The organism is Spirosoma montaniterrae, from assembly GCF_001988955.1.
In the GTDB taxonomy this organism is placed as follows: Bacteria; Bacteroidota; Bacteroidia; order Cytophagales; family Spirosomataceae; genus Spirosoma; species Spirosoma montaniterrae.
In genome coordinates this window covers 5770809-5797678 of record NZ_CP014263.1, presented here as the reverse complement: position 1 = coordinate 5797678, position 26870 = coordinate 5770809, and the positions used below count along the sequence as shown (strand labels likewise).

At 53.2% G+C, this 26870-nt stretch carries 19 protein-coding genes; 6 read left to right on the top strand and 13 right to left on the bottom strand.

Going from position 1 to position 26870, the window contains the following annotated elements:
- Positions 1–285: 285 nt before the first annotated feature.
- Genes AWR27_RS25010 through AWR27_RS24985 form a run of 4 tightly spaced genes read left to right on the top strand, consistent with a single transcriptional unit; the run spans position 286 to position 5216 of the window.
- The gene (locus AWR27_RS25010; protein ID WP_077133701.1) at positions 286–1596 is read left to right on the top strand and encodes a methylmalonyl-CoA mutase family protein; all 1311 of its coding nucleotides are present in this window, start codon (positions 286–288) and stop codon (positions 1594–1596) included.
- A 56-nt stretch (positions 1597–1652) separates the two neighbouring features.
- A complete protein-coding gene (locus AWR27_RS25005; protein WP_077133700.1) occupies positions 1653–1988 on the top strand; it encodes a nucleotidyltransferase family protein in 336 nt (111 codons plus the stop codon).
- On the top strand, positions 1966–4518 hold the full coding sequence (gene scpA, locus AWR27_RS25915) for a methylmalonyl-CoA mutase (protein WP_232325930.1): 2553 nt from the start codon (positions 1966–1968) through the stop codon (positions 4516–4518). Before AWR27_RS25005 ends, scpA begins: the two co-directional genes overlap by 23 nt.
- A gap of 35 nt (positions 4519–4553) precedes the next feature.
- Positions 4554–5216 (top strand): Uma2 family endonuclease, encoded by a 663-nt coding sequence (locus tag AWR27_RS24985; RefSeq protein ID WP_077133699.1) that lies wholly within the window; start codon positions 4554–4556, stop codon positions 5214–5216.
- A gap of 100 nt (positions 5217–5316) precedes the next feature.
- Here AWR27_RS24985 and AWR27_RS24980 read toward each other — a convergent pair whose 3' ends face one another.
- The 3 genes from AWR27_RS24980 to AWR27_RS24970 form a co-directional block, all read right to left on the bottom strand.
- A complete protein-coding gene (locus tag AWR27_RS24980) occupies positions 5317–6336 on the bottom strand; it encodes a sensor histidine kinase (RefSeq protein WP_232326077.1) in 1020 nt (339 codons plus the stop codon).
- On the bottom strand, positions 6327–6566 hold the full coding sequence (locus tag AWR27_RS24975) for a hypothetical protein (RefSeq protein ID WP_077133697.1): 240 nt from the start codon (positions 6564–6566) through the stop codon (positions 6327–6329). The genes AWR27_RS24980 and AWR27_RS24975 overlap by 10 nt, the downstream gene beginning before the upstream one ends.
- Positions 6567–6722: 156 nt before the next feature.
- Positions 6723–8885, bottom strand: coding sequence for a tetratricopeptide repeat protein (locus AWR27_RS24970; RefSeq protein ID WP_077133696.1), 2163 nt, complete (start codon positions 8883–8885; stop codon positions 6723–6725).
- 124 nt (positions 8886–9009) lie between these two features.
- Between AWR27_RS24970 and AWR27_RS24965 the strand changes: the two genes are divergently transcribed.
- Positions 9010–9864, top strand: a complete 855-nt coding sequence (locus tag AWR27_RS24965; protein ID WP_083732966.1) for a DNA/RNA non-specific endonuclease — start codon at positions 9010–9012, stop codon at positions 9862–9864.
- An 83-nt stretch (positions 9865–9947) separates the two neighbouring features.
- Here AWR27_RS24965 and AWR27_RS24960 read toward each other — a convergent pair whose 3' ends face one another.
- Positions 9948–11018 carry a fatty acid desaturase family protein gene (locus tag AWR27_RS24960; protein WP_077133694.1) on the bottom strand — a complete coding sequence of 357 codons (1071 nt, stop codon included), beginning with the start codon at positions 11016–11018 and terminating at the stop codon, positions 9948–9950.
- Positions 11019–11152: 134 nt separating this feature from the next.
- Positions 11153–12049: a phosphogluconate dehydrogenase (NAD(+)-dependent, decarboxylating) gene (gene gnd, locus AWR27_RS24955; protein ID WP_077133693.1), complete on the bottom strand. Its 897-nt coding sequence runs from the start codon at positions 12047–12049 to the stop codon at positions 11153–11155.
- A gap of 295 nt (positions 12050–12344) precedes the next feature.
- On the opposite strand from gnd, the gene AWR27_RS24950 reads away from it, so the two are divergent.
- A complete protein-coding gene (locus AWR27_RS24950; protein WP_232325929.1) occupies positions 12345–13658 on the top strand; it encodes a tetratricopeptide repeat protein in 1314 nt (437 codons plus the stop codon).
- Positions 13659–13776: 118 nt separating this feature from the next.
- Here AWR27_RS24950 and AWR27_RS24945 read toward each other — a convergent pair whose 3' ends face one another.
- The 8 genes from AWR27_RS24945 to sov all read right to left on the bottom strand — a co-directional run bounded on the left by AWR27_RS24945 (position 13777) and on the right by sov (position 26835).
- The gene (locus AWR27_RS24945; RefSeq protein ID WP_077133691.1) at positions 13777–14142 is read right to left on the bottom strand and encodes a VanZ family protein; all 366 of its coding nucleotides are present in this window, start codon (positions 14140–14142) and stop codon (positions 13777–13779) included.
- 4 nt (positions 14143–14146) lie between these two features.
- Entirely contained in the window at positions 14147–14866 is a 720-nt protein-coding gene (gene gldF / locus AWR27_RS24940; protein WP_077133690.1) for a gliding motility-associated ABC transporter permease subunit GldF, read from the bottom strand.
- A gap of 74 nt (positions 14867–14940) precedes the next feature.
- Positions 14941–15456 (bottom strand): DUF4199 domain-containing protein, encoded by a 516-nt coding sequence (locus tag AWR27_RS24935; RefSeq protein ID WP_077133689.1) that lies wholly within the window; start codon positions 15454–15456, stop codon positions 14941–14943.
- Positions 15457–15471: 15 nt separating this feature from the next.
- Entirely contained in the window at positions 15472–16026 is a 555-nt protein-coding gene (locus AWR27_RS24930; protein WP_077133688.1) for a DUF4199 domain-containing protein, read from the bottom strand.
- A 1-nt stretch (position 16027) separates the two neighbouring features.
- Positions 16028–17332 (bottom strand): dihydroorotase, encoded by a 1305-nt coding sequence (locus tag AWR27_RS24925; RefSeq protein ID WP_077133687.1) that lies wholly within the window; start codon positions 17330–17332, stop codon positions 16028–16030.
- Positions 17333–17406: 74 nt separating this feature from the next.
- Complete coding sequence (gcvH, locus tag AWR27_RS24920) at positions 17407–17784, bottom strand: glycine cleavage system protein GcvH (protein WP_077134196.1); 378 nt, start codon at positions 17782–17784, stop codon at positions 17407–17409.
- A gap of 143 nt (positions 17785–17927) precedes the next feature.
- Positions 17928–19079, bottom strand: coding sequence for a BamA/TamA family outer membrane protein (locus AWR27_RS24915; RefSeq protein WP_232325928.1), 1152 nt, complete (start codon positions 19077–19079; stop codon positions 17928–17930).
- A gap of 76 nt (positions 19080–19155) precedes the next feature.
- Positions 19156–26835 carry a T9SS outer membrane translocon Sov/SprA gene (gene sov / locus AWR27_RS24910; protein ID WP_077133685.1) on the bottom strand — a complete coding sequence of 2560 codons (7680 nt, stop codon included), beginning with the start codon at positions 26833–26835 and terminating at the stop codon, positions 19156–19158.
- Positions 26836–26870 lie beyond the last annotated feature (35 nt).

The window sequence follows — 26870 nt, the reverse complement described above, 5'->3', positions numbered from 1 at the left end:
ACCGGGTTGATTCGTTCCGTTCACAGGTCAAAAAGAGTATATTGGTGAGTACAGTCAACTACAGGCCGGCGAAAAAGGGAGACAAAAGTAGGGAAATATCCGGTTCGGCCTACCCGTCTGCATTGATTCGTTAAGCTAAAATTAAGACGCATTAAACCGACGCGCAACCCGCTTAGGGAATCCCTTTGAATAATGCAACCCAACTGGCCCAATTAGGAACGTAGCCGGGGCTTTGCCCTAAAAAAGAGAAAGTGCTACCTTTACCAGCACACAACATTGACAGCTATGGAACCCCTCTCCTCGCCCGCCTTCCCTCCAGCCAGCAAACTCGACTGGCTGGCGCAGGTACGCCGGGAACTCAAAGACGAACGCGCCGACGAGTTGTTGCGCTGGCACACGCCCGAAGGCTTTACAATCGATCCATATTACACTGCCGACGACCTTAACAGTTTAGCAGTTAGCGACTTACAAGACCCTCAAAAAGCGTATCCCGGCTGGCTCAACACACCCGAATATACGCTAACCAACGACCCCAGAAGCGATAACCGACACCTGCGCCACGCGCTCGAACGCGGAGCTGATGCGCTGCTGCTAAACCTGCCCACACAACCCGACCTCGCCCGATTGCTCGACGGCATCAAACTGAGCGATACGCCCGTTTTTTTCCGACTGGCAGGCGATGCAAGTGCGTTTGTCCGCGCCCTACAAACAGTGGCACCGTATCAGCTCAAAGGCGGCTTATTAACCAATAATGCGAACCTTGAAGCCACACAGTTAACGCTCGATTCGCCCCAATTTCGCACATTGGGCATTAGTAGCCACGATTTTCACAACGCCGGAGCCACCGCCACGCAGGAATTAGCCTTCACGCTCGCCCGCCTTGCCGAACGATTTGACTCTCTAACAGCCACTGGGTTACAGGCTGAACAGATTATACAAAAAACCGTGCTGTCTGTATCAGTCGGCACCAGTTATTTTCTTGAAATCGCCAAACTCCGCGCCCTGCGCGTCCTCATCCAGCGTTTTTATCAACGTTCATCGTTCATCACTCATCACTCATCACTCGTTCACTGCCAAACGTCCTCCTTTTATAACGCCACTGCCACGCCTTACTCCAACCTACTGCGGGCTACCACCGAAGCGATGGCGGCAGTAGTTGGCGGCTGCGACGCGCTGACGGTTCAGCCGTATGATACGCTGCTTAATGCCCCGAATGAATTTTCGGAACGCATCGCCCGCAACGTGTCGGTGCTGCTGCGCGACGAAAGTTATTTCGACAAAGTAGCCGACCCTTCGGCGGGTAGTTATTACATTGAAACACTTACCCACGAACTGACCGAGCGTGCCTGGGCGTTGTTCGGGCAGGTGCAGGGCATGGGCGGGCTGGCAAAAGCGTTCGAGATGGGTTTTATACAAGCCGAGATTGAGCGGGCTTATCAGGCAAAGCGTCAGGCCGTTCGTGATGGGCGGGTGCTGGTAGGGGTCAATAAATATCGATTCGATGAAGCGGATAACGCCATTGGCGAAGCGGTGACGCTTTTTCGTCTGCCACTCAGCACCCTCCCCGACCGGCGGCTGGCGGCTGAGTTTGAGTGATTTTTAATTTTTTTGGAACGTCTGGAACAAACGTTACAAGAGAAAACTGCCAACTCATGACCTTCGGCCTGCGCGACTCCGACATTGTTTATATGACAAACTTGTTTCGGCAACATCCTGACGTTGAGCAGGTTTGGGTGTATGGCTCACGCGCTAAAGGCACAAACCGACCCGGCTCCGACGTCGATTTGGCACTGATTGGGCCGGATGTGGAACGCGAAACCGTGTCGCACATTCATTTTGTGCTGGAAGAAGATAGCCCGATGCCGTTCTTTTTTGACGTGCTCCATTGGGACACGCTCACGAATGAAAAAGTAAAAAACGAAATTCAGCAAACCGCCAAACTGCTGTATCAACGGTCCCTGAACCATGCAATCGACACGCATCAATAAACCAGTAAATACACTCTTCACCACCGCCGAAGGTATAAAATTGAAACCCCGGTTTACGGTAGCCGATGCGCCGGATACCGATACAGACCAGGCCGGGATTCCGCCATACCTGCGCGGGCCGTATGCCAGTATGTATGTGCGCCAACCGTGGACGATCCGGCAGTATGCAGGCTTCAGCACTGCCGAAGCATCGAATGCGTTTTATCGGCGCAACCTGGCGGCTGGGCAGAAAGGACTGTCGGTTGCCTTCGATCTGGCTACCCACCGGGGCTACGACTCCGATCATCCGCGCGTAGTGGGCGACGTGGGCAAGGCAGGCGTAGCCATCGATACGGTCGAAGACATGAAGATTCTGTTCGATCAGATTCCGCTTGATCAAATGTCGGTGAGCATGACCATGAATGGGGCCGTGATTCCGATTATGGCGTTTTTCATTGTGGCCGCAGAGGAACAGGGCGTATTGCCGGAGAAGCTATCGGGAACCATTCAGAACGACATTTTGAAGGAGTTCATGGTGCGCAATACGTATATCTATCCGCCCGAACCATCGATGCGGATTATCGGCGATATTTTTGCGTACACCAGCCGCCACATGCCGAAGTTCAACAGTATCAGCATCAGCGGCTATCACATGCACGAAGCCGGTGCACCTGCCCATCTCGAACTGGCCTACACCTTAGCCGACGGGCTGGAATACATCCGCACCGGGTTGTCGGCGGGCATGAACATCGACGAGTTTGCCCCGCGTCTGTCGTTTTTCTGGGGTATTGGCATGAACCATTTTATGGAAATTGCCAAGTTGCGGGCGGGCCGGTTGCTCTGGGCTAAAATCGTGAAGCAGTTCGAGCCGAAAAACCCGAAGTCGCTGGCGTTGCGAACGCACTGCCAAACCTCTGGCTATAGCCTGACCGAGCAAGACCCGTTTAATAACGTGGCCCGCACCACGATTGAAGCACTTGCGGCTGTGCTGGGCGGCACACAAAGTCTGCATACCAACTCGCTCGATGAAGCCATTGCGCTGCCCACCGATTTTTCGGCCCGCATTGCCCGCAATACGCAGCTTTACCTCCAGCACGAAACCGACATTACCCGCGCCATTGACCCCTGGGGCGGCTCGTATTATGTAGACTACCTGACTCACGAACTGGCCGAACGCGCCTGGACGCTTATCGAAGAAGTCGAGCAACTCGGCGGCATGACCAAAGCCATTGAAACCGGCCTGCCCAAGCTGCGGATTGAAGAAGCAGCCGCCCGCAAGCAGGCCCGCATCGACTCCGGCAAAGACATCATTGTGGGCGTAAATCGCTACAGGCCCGACACCGAAACCAACATCGAACTACTCGAAGTTGATAATCAGGCCGTTCGCGATGCCCAGATTCGGCGCATCAACGAGGTAAAGGCAAAGCGGGATGAAGTAGCCGTACAAAAGGCATTAAAAGCATTATATGAAGCTGCGAAGAACCCCACCCCCGGCCCCTCCCCAGAAGGGAGGGGGGTGGAACCCGACACGCCGATGCCTGAAGCATTTGGAGATAAACCGTTCTATCATACACATCCTGAAAAATGGCGAATGCTGAAGAAGTTTGCCCGCGCTAACCGAAAAGAACCGACCCCGGCAGAGGAAGTACTGTGGCAACACCTGCGCGGGAAAAAACTGGCGAACACGAAGTTCCGTCGGCAACATGCCATACAGGATTTCATTGTGGACTTCGTGGCACTTGACAACCGGTTGGTTATCGAAGTTGACGGCGAGATTCACGAGCAACAACACGAATATGACCAGGCACGGACGGAGTACCTAAACGCCAATGGGTTCAATGTCATCCGCTTCACGAATGAGCAGGTTTTACATGACACCAACGCTGTTCTAACGGAGATTCAGAATAAACTGAAGGGGCCTGCTACTCCCCCCCTCCCTTCTGGGGAGGGGTCAGGGGTGGGGTTATTGGCTCTCTCCATCGAAGCGGCCCGGCACCGCGCCACGCTGGGCGAAATCTCCGACGCTATGGAACAGGCATTTGGCCGCCACAAGGCCACCATCCGGTCTATTTCGGGTGTTTATCAGGCTGAAGTATCGGACGACGAAAACTTCCGGCTGGCCCGCCAACTGGCCGACCAATTTGCCGAACTCGACGGACGGCGGCCCCGCATTCTGGTTGCTAAAATGGGGCAGGACGGCCACGACCGGGGTGCCAAAATTATTGCCACCAGTTTTGCTGATCTCGGCTTCGACGTAGACATGGGACCGCTATTCCAGACGCCCGCCGAAGTAGCCCGGCAAGCCGCCGAAAACGACGTGCATATCGTAGGTGTATCGAGCCTCGCTGCCGGCCATAAAACGCTGATGCCGCAACTAATCGACGAACTCCGCACCATTGGCCGCAGCGACATTCTCGTGATTGCCGGGGGCGTTATTCCAGCCGCCGACTATCAATTTCTGTACGATGCGGGCGTAAAAGGCGTGTTCGGGCCGGGAACCGTGATTTCCGTAGCGGCCCAGAAGATTCTGACCGAGTTGATGAAAGAGTAGGTTTTTTGTATCTTCACGAGTAAATAAATAAGAAAATGACTGACGAATTAGTAGCTGAACTTTTCGATGCTCCCGACGCTCAGTTGATTATAAACCGCGTGCAGTCGATGCTGAACGACGAGAAAAGACGTCGTCAGGAATTTTACGACTGGCTTACCGATGATGTAAAAGCTGAATTTATCAACGGCGAAGTGATTCTCCACTCGCCGGTGAAGCGTCGGCACCTGCGGGCCAGTGGTCGGCTTTATACACTTCTTCGTATTTACGTTGAAAATAATGACCTCGGCGAAGTGGATGTGGAGAAGGCAATGATTACGCTGACCCGTAATGATTACGAACCCGACATCTGTTTCTGGCGTAAAGAAATTTCCGATACATTCAGCGATGATACTATGCAGCATCCAGCCCCTGATCTGGTTGTAGAAATTCTATCGAAAGCTACCGCCAAACGCGACCGAGGTATAAAGTTTGAAGACTACGCGGCCCACGGCGTTCGTGAATACTGGCTGGTTGACCCCACCCGGCAAACCGTCGAGCAGTTTCGGCTTGATGAAGAATTTATGGCATTCGATGCTGTTGGTAATTTTCACCTGAACGATGCCATTACGGCTCTGACCATACCCGGTTTTACGATACCTGTTCGCTCCATTTTTGAGACGCAGGCCAACCGCGATGCACTGCGGGCGTTGTTGGGGTAAGCCCGGCTGTTTCGTATGTTTGTGGCTATGCAACATCGCCCCCTGTTCTCAAAAACAGACATCGACAAAGCTCTATCTAACTATTGAAGGACAATGAAGATTACACAGCTCGCATAGGCCAGTACAGCGTGAACGTGGCTCCTTCGCCGGGTCGTCCGTCGGCTATGATGTAGCCGTCGTGGTATTCCATGATGCGCTGACAAAGAGCCAGCCCGATACCCGTTCCCGTCAGTGCATCAATGGGGCTGTGTAACCGTTGAAACAGGCCGAATATTTTTTGGTTATAGATCGGCTCAAACCCTGTGCCGTTATCAGAAAACGTAAGTTGATGATACATACCCGGCGCGGCAATGGCTAAGTCGGCCACGGTAGACTGGTCAACAGCCCCGTATTGTAGCTGAATAACGGGAGATACGCCGGGGCGGCAGTAGCGAAGCGCGTTTTCGAGCAGGTTTTGCAGCAGTTGCCAGAACATAAATTCTACGACGGGTACAACCGGCAGCGGCCCATAATCGATAATGGCTTCTTTCTGACGTATTGTTTCGTACAGGTATTGCTCTACTTCGCCCATCAGTTCGTTCAGGTCTACCGATTCGTAGTGGCGGGTGGCGGTGTTGGTGCGGGCGTAGATGATGAGGTTTTTTACCAATGTCTGCATCCGTTCGGCAGCCGCCATCGACCGGTCGAAGTGAACACGTCCCTGCGCTGAAAGCCGGTTCGCTTCGCGATCCAGAATCAGGCTGTTAAACATCTGAATTTTGCGTAGCGGCTCCTGCAAATCGTGGCTGGCGGCATAGGCAAAGGCACTTAATTCGGCGTTGCGCTTTTCAAGTTCCCGGTTTTTTTCGGCGAGTGTGCGGTTCAACGCGGCCAGGTTCATTTCCTGCTTTTTCCGGTTGGTAATGTTCATGTCAATGCCAAACACGCCCATAGGTTCGCCCTGCTCGTTACGAATGATCCGGCCAATCGTACAAATAAAAATCTCCCGGCCAAACTTATCATACCGGCGGTATTCCATTTCCACGTCTTCGCCCTGCAAGGCCCGCCCAACGGCTTCCTGCAAAATAGGCAGGTCGTCTAAATGTGTCCACTGCGCTACACTATCTAAGTCTACTTCAATTTCGTCTGGCTCATACCCCAGAACACATACATCTCAGGACTCCACCGAATTTTGGTATCGCCGAAATACCACTCCCAGCTTGCCATGCCTGCCATACGCTGCGCCTGACTCAGTTGCGCTTCCCGCAGCAGTAGCTTTTCCTGAAGAGTAGGCTGATAATCAATACTAATCAGACTTGATGTTAGCTTGACAGGCTCGTCTGAAAGCATCTCATTGGATGGAGGAATCATAGGTTAGATCGAGTCGGGGAGGGCTGTGGTATTGCGTTCATGAATATACGCAAATTGTCGCAGGTTTGTTTTTTATGGTATCAATCCCTCATCACGAAAGAAGCCCGCCTTCATAGCAAAGGCGGGCTTCTTCGTACTGAAGGGCTGTGCAAATCATCAATACTTGTTTATAATCGAATCGGGCAGAGCCGTTACGTTGATGCCCGTGCTTTTGAGCAGGTTAGCGTGGTTGTTCCTGCCATCCTGATAAGCCGGGTTCACCACCATCGAGCGGTTGTAATAGTACGACGCCAGTTCAATTTTGCGCCGATTGTTTTCAGCGAAACCTTCGGTCTGGTAAATCACGCCGAGGTTATTGTAGGCCGGGGCGTAGGCGTTGGCCGCCCGAATTGTCTGTTTGTAGTAATACTTGGCCGAATCGACATTGGGCGTAATTTTCTGGAATACATACGCCATCGAGAAATAAGCCTCCCCAAAATTCGGGTAAATGCGCGTCGATTCCTGCAAATGGTCGAGTGCCCACCGCCCGTGTTTGTTAGCACGAGCAATGTTCGTGTCGATCAGAGTCTGTGCTTTTTTAATTTGATCGGTCGACGGTTTGGGCTTGATAGCATTGGTAACGTTGGCAATAGAGTCGGCTTTGGCGCGGTCTTTCAAACCCTTCTCAATCCATTCGTTGGCTACGTGCCGCTGCACCTGACAGCTATTGGGCGCGTAGGGCAAGGCCGAGTTGAACAGCACAAAGTTGTTTTCCCAATCGCGGTTGCGCTCTACGGTCTTGAACGAATACAAACCCGTTACCACCGCCATCAGTCCCAACACGGGCGCGTAACGTACCAGCAATGGTTTGGGCGATTCTGCCGATTCACGCACGAGCAGTTTCTGCAACGCCCAGATCAGCACAAAGGCAAAACCCATTACGGCTGCGTAGGTAAAGCGTTCGGCGAAAATACCGCCCCGGAACCAGATAAAGCCCAGCCCCGGTGCCATCGTAACAAAGAACCAGAAAATGCCGAAGCCCCAGAGTGTGCGCTTTACGAAACCTTTCCAGGCCAGCACAATCAGACCAATCAGGGTAAAAAAGCCCGTCCAGGTCAAAACATCACCTTTGTCGCCCGACGGTATCACGTTGAACGAGTAATCATACACCAGCGGATGCGGCAAAATCAGCAGCCGGATGTAGTACATCAAAAACTTAAACGTAGTCGATTTCTCGGTTTGCAGAATCTTGTACGGGTAGTTGGCCCAGTCGACTGGCGGAGTGCCGCTCAGGGTGCCAATCATCTTTTGTTTCTGGTAGAAGAACAGGGCTGCCACAATCAGAAACGGCCACAAACTAATGAGCGACTGCCACACGTTTCGGCGGGCAAACCAGTATTGCATGGCCGGAATCAGGGCCAGACTAACGATAGACGACTCTTTCGATAGGAACGCAAAATATAGCGACGCGCAGGCCAGCCCGAGCCAGCTTGTTGAGAGCGTACCCATAATCAATACGCCCAGAACGCCACCCGCTGTTGCTCCTAAACTATTGACCATCAGGCTACTGCCGATTACCCAGCCGCCCACTACCGAGAACAGACCCAGCAAACCACCCAGCGGCCAGTCGGACATTGGCCCTTTGAACCACAGCATTTCGCTGGTTTCGAGATGCTTCCAGTAAGACAGCAGCATCAGTGCAATAAACAGGAAGCTCAGGATTTCGTCGCGGCCTTTGATATTGGCTACAATTTCGGTGTGAATGGGGTGCGCAATAAACACCAGACCAATCAAAAACGCGATGATAACCTGCTTGTTAAGCCATTTTTGAAGCAATACGCCAAGTACCAGCCCTGTTAGTGCATATAGGCCAGTATTAATCATATGACTGATATTTGGATTATCTTTGAAGTATTCCTGCTCAATGGCAAACGTAATCAGCGACAAAGGCCGGTAGTACCCCAGCGAGATGTTGCTAAAGTGCCAGAACTCGGTACGCAGCAGGTCTGGAATACCGGCAAAACCTTTTTTAACGAACAGATTTTGGCCGATAGCGGCAATATCATCGAGCGCGTATCTGTGGCCAAACGTGTTTATGTATAGCAGAAAGCCAACTAATGCCAGCACCACGGGGGGCCACCAGGCAACATACCGCCGGTCGATGGGTAAATCAGAAGCGGGTGGTTCGGCAGCGCGGGCGGGTGCCGGGCGCGCAGGTGGCCGAACGGTGGTTTCGGCAGGCCGGTTAGCTACGGGCCGAACGGGGCCATTAGCAGGAGTCAGAGCAGGTTTGGGAGCCGCCGGGCGGGGTGGTCCGGCGGGTTGCTTTTTTTTAGCCATAACAGCAGGTACTCGTCTAATTGAGGTCAATCTGGAGCTTTCGTCGTTATGGGTGCCAACGAGAAGCAATTGACCGGGTTAACTGTTGTAAAGTTCCGTAAGAATGTCAGTAAAATCAATTCAGATGCATTATCCTATTAAAACTATTGCGTTAGCGGTCGGTATAAGCATTGCGCTGTCGGCCTGTGTAGGTATCCGGCCCGTAGCTCCATCGGGTACACCGATGTCGCGAACCAGCAATCTCGCACTTGGCAACCCCAGTGGGGCAGGCAGCAATGACCCGAATAATTACCTCATCAGCCGCCCGCAATACGTACTGTCGTTCAGCCGCGACCGGGGCCTTGCCAACTGGGTAAGCTGGGTGCTTAGCCCCGTCTGGAAAGGCGACGCCCGCCGAACCAACGACTTCCGGCCCGACCTGTCCTTACCGCAGGGCTGGTATGCAGCGAAACCGTCCGATTATACCAACACGGGCTTCGACCGGGGCCACCTGTGCCCCTCCGACGACCGCGACGCAACGCCCGAAGATAATGCCGCCACGTTTCTTCTATCCAACATCGTGCCACAAGCTCCCCGGCACAACCGCGAGGTATGGAAAAACGTAGAGGAGTACGGGCGGCAACTGATGGAAATGGGCAACGACGTGTTCATAATTGCCGGTGCATCGGGTGGAGGTGGTACGGGGCAAAACGGCTATGCTACGTCGCTGGCGGGCGGTAAACTGACCGTTCCGGCCACGCTCTGGAAAATTCTGGTGGTAGTGCCGCGCGGCACCGACGCTACGTTTATGGTGACTGAGAATACGCGCGTTATTGCTGTCAATATTCCAAATACACAAGCTGCCGCCGACAAGCCCTGGCGGGCCTACGTAACAACCGTCGATGCACTTGAGCAATTGACCGGCTACGATTTTCTATCGAACGTACCCACGAACGTGCAGCGAATTATCGAAGCCCGAATCGATGGCGGAGCGTCCTGACGGGTTGACTGATTGAATGAAGGAATGATTGAATGATTGTTGTCGCTCCATTCAATCATTCCTTCATTCAATCAGTCAACCCGTCAATCATTCAACACCGGCACCAGTTGGCGGACAGGGATGCGCTGCGTGCGGTAGCGAAGTAGCTCGATGGCGTCGGCCTCATCGGCAAAGGTGGTGCCGTTCAGGTTTACCATATGTGCGGCCAGCACGTCGTACCGTTTGTTCATGAGGTAAAAGAAGATTTGCAGGAAGTCCAGTCCGTCGAAGATGATAGCCCGATTGTGAGCGTATTTATCAATGGTTTTCTGGAAAAAAGTAGGGTGTTCGGTCCAGTGCATAGCAGGCCGAACGTGGTGGCTAATGTGATAGCCGTCGTTCCAGCATTTTTTGTTGTATTTGACGTTGATGCAGGTGATGCTGTTTTTATACGCATTCCCCGGATCATTGGCATCGACAAAGGCATGCTGCGTCCAGTTGCCGAGCATGGCAATCAAGCGATAAATAACGAGCGGAAAGAAAAACACCAGTACCGCAGCGGGCCAGTTCAGCAGCAGTAAGCCGCCACAAATGAGGGCAAACGTAATTTCGCCGACGAGTGCACGCCGGGCCAGTTTCGAGCGATTTTTCCAGTTCAGATAATTGAGCAGATCATACACACCGCGCACAAAGAACTGCCCGAAGTAAGCCAGAAAGCTGCGGAAACTATCGCGCTGAAAAGCCATCGTACTGCTTTCATCGTCTTCGAGGTTATTCTCAGGATGGTGCATCCCGATATGGTGGCTGTAATAAGTTTCGGGCGTATGTCCGAAGAACGGAGCCACGATCCACGGCAGGTAATTGTTCAGCCAGCCGTATTCGGGCTTGAAAAACGGGCGATGACTCGTGCAGTGTAGCATTAGTCCGAACGGCCCTTTGAACCGAAAGTTGCTGATAAAAAAATGAACGGCAGCAATAGCCCACCATAGGCCGCTGAACACCGGCACTACAAACAGCAGCACCGCCAGCGGAATCAGCGTGAAAGTAATTTTCAGGGTTAGATAGATGAACGGCAGATCACGCTCATCTTTAATAAGTTTCAGAAAGAAGCGATCAACCGAATTGTAGGAGCGAGCCGTGAAAACAGGATCGTGGATAGTGCTCAATACTTTCATGAAAACAATTAGGTACAGCGGTTACTGGCTACAAAAAGAGTCTGAGCCGTTTCAATTGTGCCGTTATGACAATCGAAACTGCCCAGACCCTTCTACAATGTTAACGAAAATTTTAATAACACCTTGGTGAGGACCTAATTTTTTGCTACAGCGTGGCCGCCAAACTCGTTTCGTAGGGCTGCAACAACTTTTCCCGTAAACGTATCGTCCTGCAACGACCGATAGCGGGTCAGCAATGAGAGCGCGATAACGGGCGTCGGTACGCCCAGGTCGAGGGCTGTTTCGAGCGTCCATTTGCCTTCGCCCGATGAGAACATGCGCCCTTTGATGCCGTCTAAATTGGCGTCTTTACGGAAAGCGTTCTCTGTCAGTTCCATCAGCCAGCCGCGAATAACCGAACCGTGGCTCCACATGCGGGCCACTTCGGCATGGTTGAACGGAAACGGACTTTTTTCCAGCACCTCAAAACCTTCGGCAATCGACTGCATCATACCGTATTCGATGCCGTTGTGTACCATTTTCACAAAGTGGCCGCTACCTGCCGGTCCGGTATACAGATAGCCGTTATCAACCGAAATATCATCGAATACCTGGTGCAGTGGCTCAATCACGTCGGGGTCGCCACCAACCATTGTGCAGGCACCATTAAGTGCGCCACTAATGCCACCGCTTGTGCCACAGTCGAGGAAACCAATACCTTTTTCTTTCAGGTATGCGTGTCGGCGAATTGAGTCCTGATAGTGCGAATTACCCCCGTCGATAACAACGTCGCCGGGCTGCATAACGGCCAGCAGTTGCTCAATTACATTGTCGATTAATGGGCCAGCCGGAATCATGAGCCATAGGTATCGCTTTTCGGGCAGGGAGTTGTACATATCGGTCAACGATGTAACTCCCTTTGCGCCAACAGTTTCTATTGCTTTCGCCAGTTCTTCGTTAATGTCATACCCAACCACGGTATGCCCGTGATTTATGAGATTGGTAACGAGGTTAAACCCCATTTTGCCTAAGCCAACGAATCCAATGTGCATAATTATCAATGGTTTTGAAGGGTCAAATTGGCGATTTTTTCGCAAACCCGGATGCGCTAACTGATTTCATACCATTTCTACAGTTTCTATCTTCTGAATATTTTCATACAACGAGCAAGAAATAGTCAATTTTCAAAATTAAATTATTTAGTCAGTTACATTTTTTATTTATTTACCTTATGGATAGTAATTATTAAAAAGTAGTTTTGCCCGTAATCCCTACATTTTAACTACCCAAACATTTATGCACTTTTTTTACCGTACATCTGTACTATCAAGCTTCCTTTTGTTAACTGTGACTTATATTCAGGCACAACAAACGGCGGCAGATTTCTTTAACGAGGGCGTTCAGAAGAGTAATGCCAAGGATTATCCGGCTGCCTTACAAGCGTTTACGTCGGCAATCATCCTCAACCCCGAAAATGCACCCAGTTATTACAACCGGGCGTTGGTAAAAATCAGCCTGAACGATATTCAGGGAGCCAACAACGACCTCGATCAAACCATTGATCTGAACTCCAGCGATGCCAATGCGTACTTATACCGGGGGTTGAACCGCACTAAACAGGAGGACTTCCGGGGAGCCATGCAGGACTTTAACCGGGCTATTGAACTTAGCCCCGCCGACCCGCTCCTGTATTACCAGCGCGGGTTGTGCCGGATGCAAATAAATTACGTCAACAGTGCGCTGAACGATTTCAATAAAGCTGCGTCGCTGGCTCCCAACGATGCCAACATTCTCACCGCCCGCGCCAACTGCAAAATGCAGATGAATGATTTGAAAGGCGCGCTGACCGACTACAGCCTGGGTCTCGAAAAGTCGCCCAATAAATCCACTGCCCTCGCCGGACGCGGCTATGCCCGCTTTAAACTCGATGATTTTAAAGGAGCCATTGTGGATTTCAATAAAGCCATCGAGCTAAATAAAGACGATGCAGACCTCTATTACCGACGCGGTCTGGTAAAAACCCGGTTGGCCGAACTGGAAAATGCACTGGCTGACTTTGACAAAGCTGTTCAGTTGAATCCCGGACACTACAAAGCTCAGTTTAGCCGGGGATTCTGCAAAAGCCGGTTGGGAAGCCCTAAACAGGCAATTACGGATATTGACAGAGCCATTGACATGGGTGCCAATGTTAGCTCAAGCAAAACGTATTACAGCGATTTTATTACCCGAAGCACGTTGCCTCTGCTGGGGTCGGTGGTGCAGGATCGGTACAAGGTTACTGAATTGAGCGACGACCGTTCCGACGCGTTTCTGGTTCGGGGCGTACTAAAAAACTCGCTGGGTGATGGAAAACAAGCTTTACAAGACCTCAACCGGGCCGTTGAACTGAGTCCGACCAATGCTGAAGCGTATTTTATACGGGGTATTGTGCGGTCGTCGATGGGCGATCAGCGTGGTTCGCTCATCGACTGTAATAGTGCCATCAAACTGAATCCGCGCCACGCTGAAGCGTACTATCTGCGCGGCATTATCCGGTACGATTCGGGCGACGAAACCAATGCCTGCGGAGACTTGAGCCGTGCGGGCGAACTGGGCTACGCACAGTCATACAAGATTATCACGGAGAAATGTAACAATAACCGCCCAACAGCAATGAGATAAAGGGGGAAGGGAAATAAGGTTTAAGGGGTAAGGTGTAGGGCTGGAATAGGTGTAGTGTATGTTAACCACCTATTCTAACCCTACTCCTTACCCCCTTACCCCCTTACCCCTTACACCCTTACCCCTTCAGTCCCCTCCCCCCTATTTTCAATACTGCCCAGCCTGCCATGATGCCGAGAATGGTGCCGATGGTGTCGGCGATGGCATCGTACACATCGGCTTCGCGGCCAATGGGCAGAGCACCTTGCCAGACTTCGATCAGGATGCCGTAGAGCGTTCCGACCACCAGTACCCACAACCACGACCGCCCCACAAGTCGCCAGAGCATACCAAACGGAACAAAAATAGCTACATGGATAATCTTGTCTTTACCGGTGATGTCGGGAATACCACTGCTGGGAATTGAACAGCCGATAAAAATAGTAATCGTCCAGATGAGGGCGATGGCATAGAGAAGCTGATGCCGCGACAGTCCGAACAACATAGTATTAAGGTTTCAGCCGATTGGCCGTTAAAAAGAGGAATAATACAATCAGGCTGCTGAGGTAGACGAGGTTACGGGAATCGATCAGACCCCGGCCCAGGGCACGGTACTGCTCATCGAGTGCGAAATATGACAGGTAATACGATGCCACGCCGAGCATCGACAACCCGGCCAACGCGCTTAGACCCACATAGAGCAAAAAACAGAAAAACACGCCCAACACAAACGCAACTACTTGGTTGTCATTGACCGACGACGCCCATAGGCCAATTGCCACAAACACACCCGCCAGCAGCAGCAAGCCAATGTACGACCCAAATACCCCCGCCGAGTCGATGTTACCCACGGGCGAACCAAGTTGGTAGAGCGTCCAGTAGTAAAGCAGCGTGGGCAGCAACATCAACGCAACCAACAGCCAGCTTGCCAGAAATTTACCGCCTACGACACCCCAGCGACCTACGGGCTTGGTCAGTAGCCATTCGAGCGTGCCGGTACGCTTTTCATCGGCAATAGAGCGCATTGTTACGGCGGGCACTAAAAACAGCATGACATAGGGCGTGAGGTTGAAAAACGTGCCCATATCGGCATAGCCCGTTTCGAGCAGGCTGGTATCTGGAAACACCCACAGCAGCAGCCCCACCGCCGTCAGAAACGCGCCCATAATGATGTAGGCAATGGGCGACGCGAAAAATTGATCGATCTCTTTTCGGAAGATGGCAAGCATAAGAAGTTTGTTTGTTTCGTAAGCGGCTGAATTAATTCCGGGACGCGCAGTCAGCCGCTTACGAAACCCCCTCGTTAAAACGGGTTTTCTTTTGTTTTTTTCATAAAGGCCGCAATAATCAGCGAGAAAATTAGTCCCAGCACAATTGACCCGATGACGCCGAATACAAAGAGTAGCCCCGGACTTTGAAACATCTTTACAAACTCCATTTGTTGTTCGATCACTTCGTCCGACACCCCGCTCTCTTCCAGTTTTTCGCGCGTTTGGTCAGCCATGCGCTCCATAACGCCCGTGTCGATAACAGTGGTGTAGAACGTTGAAAATAGGGACGATAATAAACCCGATATACCCGACGTAAGCGTACCGACAGTTAGTCCTTCGCCGTAGCTCATGTAGCCTCCGTTCAGGGTGCGGAACTCGCGCATCGCCAGAATGATACCACCAATCGACAAGGCATACGAAATAAAGCCCAAACCCGTGTTACCCACGTTATCGGTTAGGAACAAAGCAAGCGAATACACAATCAGGGCAATTCCCAGAATAAGGCCCCATTTCAGGGCGACGCGGGCGGGGGTTGGTTGTCCGTTCATAAATAATAAGTCAGTTTAAGGATTTAGTACACTGTAGTCCTGCTTACGGAAGATAAGCGAAATAATCAGTACTGGCAATACGGCCAATGCCGTTTTCTTGGTCAGTTCATCAGGAATCAGTACCCCCGGCTGCATAGTGGTCGTTTTATCCCACTGTTGCTGAAACGTTTCCGGCCCAAACTGATCGATAATCTGTTTTTTGCCGTCAAGCAGCAATTTCTTCGAGTTCACTACATACTCGGCCCAGACGGCGGGGTCGACATACGTCACAAACAGGTAGATAAGCCAGCCCGTCAGGAGAGCGGCCATTGTGTTAAGTACATAACCGATGGTCAGCCCTTCCCAGAGGTGCAGCCGGCCCATTCCTACGTATTTTCGATAATACCAAATCGTGCCGACGAGCGTAATGACGTGAATACCATAGTCGAGCACGCGGATGTTTCCCAAAGCAGGCACACCAACTACATAGAGCGCGAGGAAGTAAAAAAAACACAATACACCCGTCATCAATCCCGCCAGAAGCGGAATTTTCAGGAGCGGGTGATTGAAATAACTGACAATATTGTTCATCTTATGTTTGATTGAGCCGCCCCTGATGCACCGTTCCAATAACGCGGCCCGTGAGTGTTTTTCCCAGAAACGGCGTATTTAGCGACTTCGACCGTGTTTGGCTGAACGTCCACGAATCTGCCGGATCGAACAAAGTTAGCCGGGCCGGTTCTCCCTCAGCAATCAACACGGGAGGAAGCCGCAGTAACTGCCGGGGTCGGGTGGTTATTTTTTCGATGAGTTGCGCCAGCGAAATACCCCGATTATAGGTCATCATGGCCCCAAACACTGTTTCCAGCCCGATCATGCCAAATTCGGCCATGTCGAATTCCACGTTTTTACTTTCAGCATCCTGCGGCTGATGGTCCGACACAACAGCGTCGATGGTGCCATCAGATAGCCCGGCCCAAAGTGCGGTTACGTCATGAGCAGTGCGCAGGGGTGGATTTACTTTTAAATTAGTATCGAAGCCAGCCAATGCCGAATCATCGAAAACGAGCTGATGAACCGCCACGTCGCAACTGACCGGCATTCCTTCTGCCTTTGCACGCCGAATCAACTCAACCGACCGGGCCGTGGAAATAGTGGAGAAATGTAACGCGGGGGGAAGCCCACCTGTTGGCTCTTGTTCTTCGCGGATTTCCACCCGCGTTACATAATCGAGCAGGCGGAGGTCGCGTTCAATCATAATCTCTTCGGCCAGTGCGGGCATGCCTTTCAGACCCAGCAGCGTACTCTGAACTCCTTCGTGCATCTGCCCGTAGCGAGTCAATAGCGTTTCTTCAGGTCGGTTCATCAGCAAACCGCCCACGGGCTGGAGGTATTGCAGCGTTTTCAGCAACAGGTCGGGGTTTTGCAACGGATGGTGCCCATCTGAGAACGCAACGGCCCCGGCATGGTGCAAATCGAGCATGTCGGTGAAATTCTCCCCGGCTGCTTTTTGCGTAATAGCAGCAACAACGTGTATGCTAACGGGTTGCCCTTCGGCCATGCGTCGAATATAGCCCAGCGTACCTTTGGCATCGACAACGGGCTGTGTATTAGGCAGCACGGCCACATCGGTAAAGCCACCAGCCGCAGCCGCCCGGCACAGGCTCGTCAGGTCTTCTTTCTGCTCAAAGCCGGGGTCCTGTGCCGACGCCCGCATATCGATCCAACCCGGCGAAACGTGTAAATTATTGGCTGCTACTACCTGAACACCTTCATCAGCGATTAAATCAGTCCCGATTTGGCGAATCAGGCCGTTTTCAATCAACAAATCACACGTCTGCCCATCGAACGACGAAGCAGCATCAATAACACGGGCAGCACGAATCAGCAGTTGCATGACAAAAAAACAGCCCCTAACGGAGCCTTTCTTTTACTTGTTCAAGGGTCGAACCTTGCCTTTCAAACGAACACTTACGCACCAACCAGTTCCTGATACGCTTCGGCAGTAAGCAGGTCAGTAGCCTCTTCAGCAGGTTTCAGCCGGATAATCCAGCCCTCGCCGTAAGGGTCGCTATTGAGCAGTTCAGGCGTTTTTTCGATAGCTTCGTTCAGTTCCAGTATTTCGCCGGTAATCGGCAAAAACAGGTCAGACACGGTTTTAACGGCTTCTACCGACCCGAAAACTTCACCTTTTGCCAGTGTTTGCCCGATTGTATTCACATCAATAAACACAATGTCGCCCAGTTCGTGCTGTGCGAAATCGGTAATGCCAACAACGGCGGTTCCGTCGGCTTCCATCCGAATCCATTCGTGATCTTGCGTATAACTCAGTTCTGCGGGAAAATTCATTGCGAAATGATTAATCTTGATACGCACAAAATACGCGATACCGGGCCGAATTTGCAAACACCTATGACGTTAACTGCACCCCCATTTGGCGTAGGCTCTGACTATGCTCAGCAACCGCGTGAATAATTTACGTAGTTCTTTATTCAGAACGCTTCACCGAGGGAGAAGTAGAGGCCCGTGCCTTCGCGGGTGAAGCCCAGGTCGGCCCGCAGATATACGTCTTTCTTCTGGAAAAACAGGAATCGTATGCCACCGCCAACGGCCCAGCGGAACTGATTGAGTTGCAGACTGCTCAGCGTTGGTGCTACCGTGCCTACGCCCCCAAATACCGTACCACCCCACCGTTTACTGAAATTAAACGGCAACCAGCGCAGTTCGGCCTGAGCCGCCAGCAGATTTTTGTCGCGGTAACGGCCTAAGTAGTAGCCGCGCATGGCACTTTCGCCACCCAGCAACGCAAGATTGTTGAACGGCACGTCGCCTTCCATAAACGTACCGATAGCCTGAATGCCCAGTACTCGATTGTACCGCCCTAACGGTCGGAAAAAGCGGGCATCGAACAGCAGTCGTTGAAATTGAAAGTCGTTATTAAGACGAACGTTTCGGAGCGCAGCGGTTTCAAAAAAAGCACCTTTTCGCACGTTCAGCACGTTTTTGCGATCATCGTACACGATTGCCACGCCCAATTCAAGGGTAGTGGAGCCTCGCCCGCCCAGCGGTATATCGAACGCATTCGGATCAACCCGCTCGAATTCAATCCGTTGTAGACTCTGAAAGTCAATTTCAGGACCTATGTACCAATTCTCGATCACTTTACGCAGCACCCGCTGTCGCGTTTGAAAATAATGCGAATTGACCAATGCCGGATTATCGGGTTTAGTATTTGGCCCAATACCAAAATACAGCAACGGAAACTGCTGATACCGCGCCCGGCCCAACAGGTAATACGTATTTTTATCAGAATAGATAGCATTTTCGAGCTGCGCCCCAAACTGCCCGCGCAGCGTTACGAAGCCATATAAAACCAGTTCGCTCAGTCGGTTTACAGCGGTATCCCCCTTAGCGTAGTATAGCGAAAACACCCGCAATCCGATTTCCAGACTGGTTTCGGGCGAAAAGCCAGCCGCCGGAAACACCAATACCCGCGACGAAGCTGCCGACGACGTGTCGTTAAGTGTCTGATAAACAAACTTGCCCAGCCCGCGCTGTGCATAGCGAGGTGTTGTTTGCTGCTGACCCCAGGCCGATGATAAAGCCAACCCCATTGCCATCAGGCACCATCCCCATCGACCCATTTTGTAACGTTGTTTCCTATAGAACCCAATTTTGCGCAATTCCGTTGGGAGAAGCAACAAATGAATGATGGGCCTCCTACTCGGCAAGGTTAAACCGCACCTGCACTCCACCAGCGGTAGTGGCCCGGCGGAACGAATTGGAGACGAGCGGATCGTTGAAGGTACGGTCGAAGTAGAAATTGAGGTTAAGCCGCCGGTTGACGATGTAGCTGAGTTGGGGCCGCAACTGGAAGTTTACGTTCCCCGCCGTAATAATCTGCTCGGCGTCTAACTTGCGTTGAATGGCGCGGGTATCGCGCAATGTCAGGTTGCAGGAGAATGTAAGGTCGTTTTTCAGTTTCTTATACGCCCCGTTGACCCGGAACGGCAACCGCACGTTCTGCCGCGTGAAGCCCACCGAAGCAGTCAGATCTTTGTTGCTCAGTTCGGCCACCTGCGCGTTTGATAGGCTCAGCGCAATGTCGCGGCTTTGGTTGTATTCGAGCCGCCCGCTGATGCGGTTTTTGGTCTGAAACTGAACCCCCAGCATGGGCGCGAATTTCTCCGACATGGTGATGGTACTCATCGCGAAAATCGGTACATACTGCCCCAGTTGGTTCACCACGTTTACGCGGGTCGGGTCGTATTGCACGGCTAAGTTCACGTAGGCCGCGCCATAGTCTAAGTTCGAAATAAAATTACCGACGCTGTAGTTCGAGGTGTAGCTATGCGTGAGCGTAAACGCGCTGAAATTCTTCCGAATCAGCCCCAGCCCCGACAGCCCGTTGTAGTCAACGCGCCAGTTGGGCAGCGGGAAACTGTAGAACGGCGATAGCTGCGCTTTTTCAATAGGTTGCCCGCTGTAGGCCGCGAAAAACGCCGGAATCAGCACGTCCTGCGAGGTTACGTCGTACCGCCCGCGCGTTTCAGGATTTGCCCTTGTCAGTCTTTCGACAAAGTGCTGCCGGTAGCTTTCAAAGCGGTCGAAAATGGGCGATGAACTATCGTCACGCAGCCCGATAAACGCTGTTCGGAACGACCAGAACGACATGGCGAACTGCCCATTGCGCACGGGCGATTGTGTCTCGAATGGCCCGCCAATGGCCCCCGGTCGGTAAAATTCCTGGTACGCATCGGAGCGGGTCAGCCGCCATTCAACCTGCATTCGAAAATCTTTAAACGGCTCCAGCGTGGTACGTGCGTTGAAATTGTGCGCCCGCGTTTGCTGGAACGCCGTATTCAGCACGGTGCTGGGTGTGAGCCAGCCCTTTGCAGCCGCCCGGTAATGAATTGTTGGGTCCTGACTGCCCAGCACGAAGCCCAAACCCGGCGCGTTGTCGGAGGTAACGCCGAAGAATCGGGGGGTGGGCAAAAAACCCGGCAGAATCGTGGATTCCTGCAACGTGTACGAGAAATTGATACCGCGCACGGTGAGCAAGGCCCGCGTAAAGTTTTTCAGCACTTTGCTTTCGCTGCGCTGAATGTCTTCTACATCGCCGGGGTTTCGGGCAAAATTCTTCCGCACGGGCGATGGCGTGTTGGCAAAGCGTAAATAACGAATCTTGTTGTACAGCCGAATAAGGTCGACACGACCCGTGATTCCCCGCTCTCGGTTGTTGCGAACGGTATTGCCAAACGGCACACCCAGCGTATCGGCAATACCGAACGAGTTAGCCTGGAACTGGTAGCCCATGCCATAAACTGCATCGGCGGCAATCCAGTCCAGCAGCGGTATTTTGTCGAGCGGCAGGCGGTACGTAGCCCGAATGTCCTGCACATAGTTTTTCAATCGGCCCAACTGCTTGATGCTGCTGATGATCGAATCGCGTTTGGCCTGTGTATTGATGTCGCCCGCCGGTTCGTCGATGATCGAATTAGCCTGAGCGCGGTACGTGACCACCAAACTGCGCGTGAGGTTCCAGGTCAGGTCGTAATAGCGGTTGAACAGGAAATACTTTTCAAACTGGGGCGTAATGCCGTCAGTAGTCAGGTCAGACGACCGCAGTTGGGTTTTGATAAAACTGCGGTCCATATCGGTCCGAACGCTGACCAACGAAGGCAGCAACGTCAGGTTAAAATCTTTCAGCCAGCGCAGGTACGGAGCCTCGAAACTGTTTTTGTTACGAAACGGCTCGAACGCTTTCGGCTGACTGCTGAAGGTGTAGGCAATGCCGCCCCGGTACTGTTGTTGCAGGTATTCCTGCGTCAGAATGTTGGTCCGCTTCAGGTCGTTGAAGGCGTAGGTAAACGCAAAGTTTTCGACGTCCCAGAAGTGCGATTTGGCATTTGGGTTGGTCTTTATCTTCCGCACATTCGAGAAGTTGAACCCGCGCCGGGTGGTGTTGTCCTGCACCAACTGCCGGTAGTTGTCGCGATCTGCGCCTTCCGGTTTGGTCGAGAGCGACGTCTGCAAAGGCGTGTCAGGATCAAGTGGATCGAAGTGCGGGTCGATAGTACGCGAATCGTAGTTGACGTACAGCGGAATGCGTAAGCCCCAGTTGGCGGGCAGGAATTTATCGACCGAGATAGCCGACGAAATGCCCAGATCGAGGGTATTGTCGCGCGAGCGTTCGCCGATGCGCGTCTGCACGCCACCGAAGCCGAAGGTAGTAAGCCGCCCCGACGCCGTAATGGTAGCCAGATCGGCTAATTTCATGTTTACAGCCGCTACAGCCGCCGTTCCCGCGTGCTGATCGTAGCCATTGGCGCGTAGTTCGTTCACCCACACGGTAAACGTTTTCGGCTGTTCGCCATCGCCCGACTGACGCGGATTTCGCACGCCAATCATCACCGACTGCACCGAACTCAGATCGGGATTGCCCACCACTGTCAGCCGGTAGCGACCGTTAGCCGAAGGCAGCGAAAATGGCAGCGATGTGCGCCGGGTTAACTGCCGGTTGCGGTCGGCTTTCAGGTTAATCAATTCTTCGAGCGCAATATCGAGTTCGTTTTCGGCAGGCCACACCACGTCGGAGGTCTGGTTGCCGGGGGGCGTGGCCCGAAGTCCCGGAATCTCGATTTCGTAGTAGTTATCGGTGTAATCCGTACCCAACCGAACAAAGGCCGCTACCTGCCCGCTCTCGTTCTGGTCGTTGTGCATGTGGATAAACATTCTCAGCCGCTTGCGAAACAGCAGGTCGAAGTTGGTGTTGCGGAAGGCTCCGCGCGAATCACCATCGCGCAGGTTGGTTACGCTCAGCCGCATCGACTGTTCGTTGAGTTCGATGGTGTTCACCTGCGTGTAGTCGCGGTCGCGGACGTAGCCGGGCGGCACGGTGTACACGTATTTATCGCCGGTTTGCGTCGTTGTTTGCGGGCTGCCGTTTTCTTCTACGTTCACTGCCGATACCGTAAAGTTGGCGTCGTAAGGTTCGGGTACTTCCTGCAAGCCGCGCTGATTCAGGTCGCCGAGGTATTTGCGGTATTGGTTGGCTTCCATCTGCAACTGCGAGAAGCGCAACACCACCGGTTCAGCAAAATCGGTGAGGTACATCCGCGCAAACCGAATCGACTTAAAGCCGTTGATGCTACCTATTTTGCGTGTCGGCTCCCGAACCGGGATACGGAACTGATACCAGGTTACTACCCCGCCCGGTGCGGTAGGGTGCGGCACCGTTACTTTGTCGACGATGTTGTTACGCCCGACCTCCAGCCGGTTGGGCCGCAGGTCGATTTCATATTCGTAGTAGGCTTCGTTGTCGTTGATGGTGTTGTCGATATTCAGGTCTTCGATGTCGGGCAGGGTACTCGATGCGGGCGTCAGAAACTGGTTAGTCGAGGTGTTTTCGGGCGAGTTGTTTTCCATGCCCATATACTTCTTGTACCGCGCCACAATGTACCGCTGCTGATCGGCTTCATCGCCTAAATAAAACCGGAAATCATCGTTCGAGGGGTCACGCTCGATTTGGGCCAGTGCTTCGCCCGACAGGCGCGGACGAATCGCATTCAGGTAACTCTGAAAGTACTGTTGTTCGGCAATGGCCGTGGGCGCACCCGTCCGGCTGCTCAGCCCGTCGAGACCAACGTCCTGATTTTCACGCCCGCCACTCTCAAACGCATTCGTCACAAACTGCTGCCGGGGCGCAAAGCCCCACGGCGTAGGCACAGTGCCGGGTTCGCGGTCGTTTGTGGCTGTAGTGCTGCTGGGTACGCCACTGGCCGGGAAGCCGTTTTCGAACTGGTAACGGCTGTCTTTCATGACATCTTCCGAGATGTCGCCGAGGTTGAAGACTAATTTACCACCCGTGGTGTTGTTAATGTTCCGGTTGTTGTCGGGATTGCCGCGCACTTTTCCGGCATCGCCCCCTACAAACGGGTCCATAAGCCAGAACGTGAGGTTTTCGACGTTGGCATTGTCGAAATCGATGTCCGACGCAATGGCCCGCGTCACGGCCCCGAAGTTGCGCCGGGGATTGGGCAGCGTTCCATCGGGATTAAGATTCGGGTTGTAGTTATACATCCCGCGTTCGCTCGGAAAGTACGATACATCCAGGATAGCTTCGGGCAACTGCACGGGCCGTAGTGAGCGGTTCGGGAACAAATCCTGCGGCAGAAAATACCGCTCATACACGTTTTGGTTGGCTTCTTCGGGGTCGAGACCTACCGCGAAACCCGGCGTGCTGGTGGTGTAAATACTTGGATCGACCGAATACACCGAAATCTGGGCGCGGTTGTAGGCAAACGGCAGCGGATAGGCAAACGAACCCTGCGGAAACTGCTGGGGCGTGGCTCCTAACCGCCACCGAACAGGTTGGCGCGTCAGGTCGAAAATAGTGCGGGCTGCTTCAAAATCATCTAAGTAGCTCTCGTTGCGGGCACGAGGGTTCGTGCCCGGAAACAACTGCGCGACCTCGGCAGTGGCCTGAATGGTCGATAGTTCTTTGGTCTGCACTAATGGCAGCGCGTCGATCAGGCGGGTCAGGCCGGGGGCGTCTTTGCGCAGGTTTACGTTTACGCCTACAATGCTGTTGTTGACCGGCTCGTTGCCGAGGGCCACACGGGTCAGGAATCCGGCGGGGGTTTCGCGCATGTGCATGGCCGTAAGCCCCACACTGATGTCGCGGTTGATGGCATAGTCGAGCCGGGTGCCAATCAGTGTTCTGATCTGGTTCTGGAACAGGTCGGGCTGTTCGTAGCTGATGCGAATTTCGCGACCTGAATTCGTTACGCTTTCGTTGATGATCCGAAGCCGCCCGCTTTGGCCCTCCAGCACATAGTCCTGCCCCGGCATCAGCGGCACCCCGCCCGCCGTTACCTGAACCGACTGTTCGCTCACCCCGAAGGGCAACTGAACCTCAGTCCCGTTGCCCGACTGAAACGAGCCTTTCAGGAAAAATTTGTTGCGGTCGGCCAGTTGCTGTGCATCGGCCAGCGTGGTTCGATACAATTGATCGAACACGTATTTGGCCCGGAGTGCTTCTTCGTCGGGATCGAACTGCCGCGACAGAAACGACCCGAACGGCTCCAGTACCGGAAAGATGATTTTGCCGAACCGACTGTCTATCGTAATATTTTCGACATAATCGAAATTACCATCTGGCTGGGCATCAAGCTGTTGGTTCAGCCGGTCCATATTGAAAATTTGCACCAGCGGGCGATTCTGCAACCGTCGGCCTTCCTGAAGATTGGGGTTGTCGATACCGGTCAGGTCGTCTTTGTAAACGATTCGCAACTGAAAACCCTGCCGGGCAATCTGCGCCGTGTTGATGGAATAAATATTTTTCATCATCAGGTTCCACATCGGCAACTGGAGATTGTTGCGCAATGTGGCCGACTTTAACAGCTTCAGCACCAGCACCTCTTCAGGACGCCGGGCCTGGTAATCTTCGGTCAGCTCACCCACCTTGTAACGTCGGCCCTGATAGGTGTACTCGTAGGCAACGGCCAGAATTTCGTCGTTGCGAAGGGGCGTTACCAGCGAAATATACCCGAGTTCGGGTTGAAGTTTAAACTCACGGTCGGTCAGGCGTTTGGCTCCGCGCAACAGGTCGTAATCGGTGCCTTTCTGAAGCTGAAACCGGGTTGTCAGGGCTTCGTTGGTCTGGTCGACCTGCCGGAATGGGTCGGTAGCATTGCTGGTCAGGCGACTGAACAGGCCGTTGGCTTCGTTGCTGGCTGGCGTCCGGTTGTTGCGCGAGAACGGGGGTAAATTGGGGTTGTTCTGGCTGTAGGGATTGCCTTCGGCCAAATCCTGAAAACCCACCACGTTTCGCAGCGTTTCGGTGGTGTTGGTACGGTTTGTGACATACACCTCCACCCGTGTCACGTTCACACCCGACGTCACCTGCGGCAATGTTTTCAGCGACGACTCGTAGGTGGCCCTAAAAAACTGCGACAGAAAGAAGTGCCGGTTTTCGTCGTATTGATCGGCCCGAATCTCGAAGGGTCGGTTAGACGTGCCGCCCCGCAACACAATCTCGCTCTTCCGCGACCGCTGCTGCGACCCGACCACCGTGGCATTAAGCCGCCCGAAACGCAACTGCGTTTTGATACCAAACAGGTTTTGCACACCCGGAATCAACTGACTATTTACGGCCCAGTTGATATTCCCCACTTCCAGCCCCTGAATGATATTTTCGTTCTGGGGCGTAAACTGCGGCAACCCCGACGCGGCACCGTTTACACCCGGCAAATTCGGCGCGTTGGGCAAATTGGGCAGACCCGGTACGCCCTGTCCCGTACCGAACGCGGGCAGGTTGCCGCCGGGTTTGTAATTTAGCTTGAGCTGGTTCTCAAAGTTGAAGCTGGCTTTGGTATCGAAATTCGCCAGTACGCCCAGCTTCTCGCCAACCTTACCGTTAAAGTTGATACTAATCTGTTCGTTAAACAGAAAGTTGCCATTTCGACGCTGCCGCACGGGCAAAATCGGGTTGTCGATAAACTGATAAAGATACCCGAAATCGAGCGTTACGAACCCGTTCGGCTTAAAATCGACCTGACTCCCGCCAAACAGCCGGTCAACGATAGGCGGCAGTTCGAGTTTGGGAATCAGCCCGCGCCCGCTTACGGCACTCTGCCCGTCGCGTTTGGCTCCGTATTCGCGCCAGAGATTTTGCCCAACGGCCTGATTCTGAAGCTCATTGTAGGTGTCATACGGAATCGTTTCGGCGGGTCGGTAGGGCAATCCGTAGCGTGATGGGGGCAGGGCCAAACCGGGCGGTAACTGACCGGGCAAAATTGCACCCGGTGCGAGTGGATCGGGCGCGGTTGTAGTGCCCGGTGCCTGTATGCCCGGCGATGGAATGTCGCTGCGGCCCTGTACATTGTTGGGGGTTGGCGCACCCGACAGCGACACGCCCGTGCGAACCCGTTCGCTCACGCCAATACGTCCGTCGGGGCTAAGCCGAAAATCAGTTGAAACACCTTTGGGGTCGCGTAGAATGAACGGCGAACGCGAAGGCCGTTCCGAGAAGCGCGTAGCCCGGCGGTCGGGCCAGTTCACGGTGGGTCGGCGGTTGGCCGAGCGAACGGCCCGAATGCTGTCGGTGCGGTTCTGAACGGCCTGTTTGATCGAATCGGTGCGGGCCTGTGCGCGTCGGCGGGCATCGGCACGGGCCGAATCGGCGGCAATCTGCCGGGCGGTGGGCTGCTGTCGGCGGCCCGTGCTGCGCCGGGCGGGGGTGGCCGTAGAATCCTGATTCTGAGCCACTACGGTACCCATACCAATAAGCAGCCACAGGCCCATAATCAACCAGTTGTTCGGCCCGAACAGCAGTCTGTTGATGGTAGGGAACGTGGAGCGAATTAAGTTACTGTGAACAAAGTAAGGGTTCACCATTGGGGGTACTATCAGGTTCAAAAATCGGAGCGTAT

Bases quoted from the DNA above. Each gene is read 5' to 3' on its own strand.
- AWR27_RS25010 (WP_077133701.1), top strand. From the start codon at position 286: ATGGAACCCCTCTCCTCGCCCGCCTTCCCTCCAGCCAGCAAACTCGAC.
- AWR27_RS25005 (WP_077133700.1), top strand. From the start codon at position 1,653: ATGACCTTCGGCCTGCGCGACTCCGACATTGTTTATATGACAAACTTG.
- scpA (WP_232325930.1), top strand. From the start codon at position 1,966: ATGCAATCGACACGCATCAATAAACCAGTAAATACACTCTTCACCACC.
- AWR27_RS24985 (WP_077133699.1), top strand. From the start codon at position 4,554: ATGACTGACGAATTAGTAGCTGAACTTTTCGATGCTCCCGACGCTCAG.
- AWR27_RS24975 (WP_077133697.1), bottom strand. From the start codon at position 6,566: ATGATTCCTCCATCCAATGAGATGCTTTCAGACGAGCCTGTCAAGCTA.
- AWR27_RS24970 (WP_077133696.1), bottom strand. From the start codon at position 8,885: ATGGCTAAAAAAAAGCAACCCGCCGGACCACCCCGCCCGGCGGCTCCC.
- AWR27_RS24965 (WP_083732966.1), top strand. From the start codon at position 9,010: ATGCATTATCCTATTAAAACTATTGCGTTAGCGGTCGGTATAAGCATT.
- AWR27_RS24960 (WP_077133694.1), bottom strand. From the start codon at position 11,018: ATGAAAGTATTGAGCACTATCCACGATCCTGTTTTCACGGCTCGCTCC.
- gnd (WP_077133693.1), bottom strand. From the start codon at position 12,049: ATGCACATTGGATTCGTTGGCTTAGGCAAAATGGGGTTTAACCTCGTT.
- AWR27_RS24945 (WP_077133691.1), bottom strand. From the start codon at position 14,142: ATGTTGTTCGGACTGTCGCGGCATCAGCTTCTCTATGCCATCGCCCTC.
- gldF (WP_077133690.1), bottom strand. From the start codon at position 14,866: ATGCTTGCCATCTTCCGAAAAGAGATCGATCAATTTTTCGCGTCGCCC.
- AWR27_RS24935 (WP_077133689.1), bottom strand. From the start codon at position 15,456: ATGAACGGACAACCAACCCCCGCCCGCGTCGCCCTGAAATGGGGCCTT.
- AWR27_RS24930 (WP_077133688.1), bottom strand. From the start codon at position 16,026: ATGAACAATATTGTCAGTTATTTCAATCACCCGCTCCTGAAAATTCCG.
- AWR27_RS24925 (WP_077133687.1), bottom strand. From the start codon at position 17,332: ATGCAACTGCTGATTCGTGCTGCCCGTGTTATTGATGCTGCTTCGTCG.
- gcvH (WP_077134196.1), bottom strand. From the start codon at position 17,784: ATGAATTTTCCCGCAGAACTGAGTTATACGCAAGATCACGAATGGATT.
- AWR27_RS24915 (WP_232325928.1), bottom strand. From the start codon at position 19,079: ATGGGTCGATGGGGATGGTGCCTGATGGCAATGGGGTTGGCTTTATCA.
- sov (WP_077133685.1), bottom strand. From the start codon at position 26,835: ATGGTGAACCCTTACTTTGTTCACAGTAACTTAATTCGCTCCACGTTC.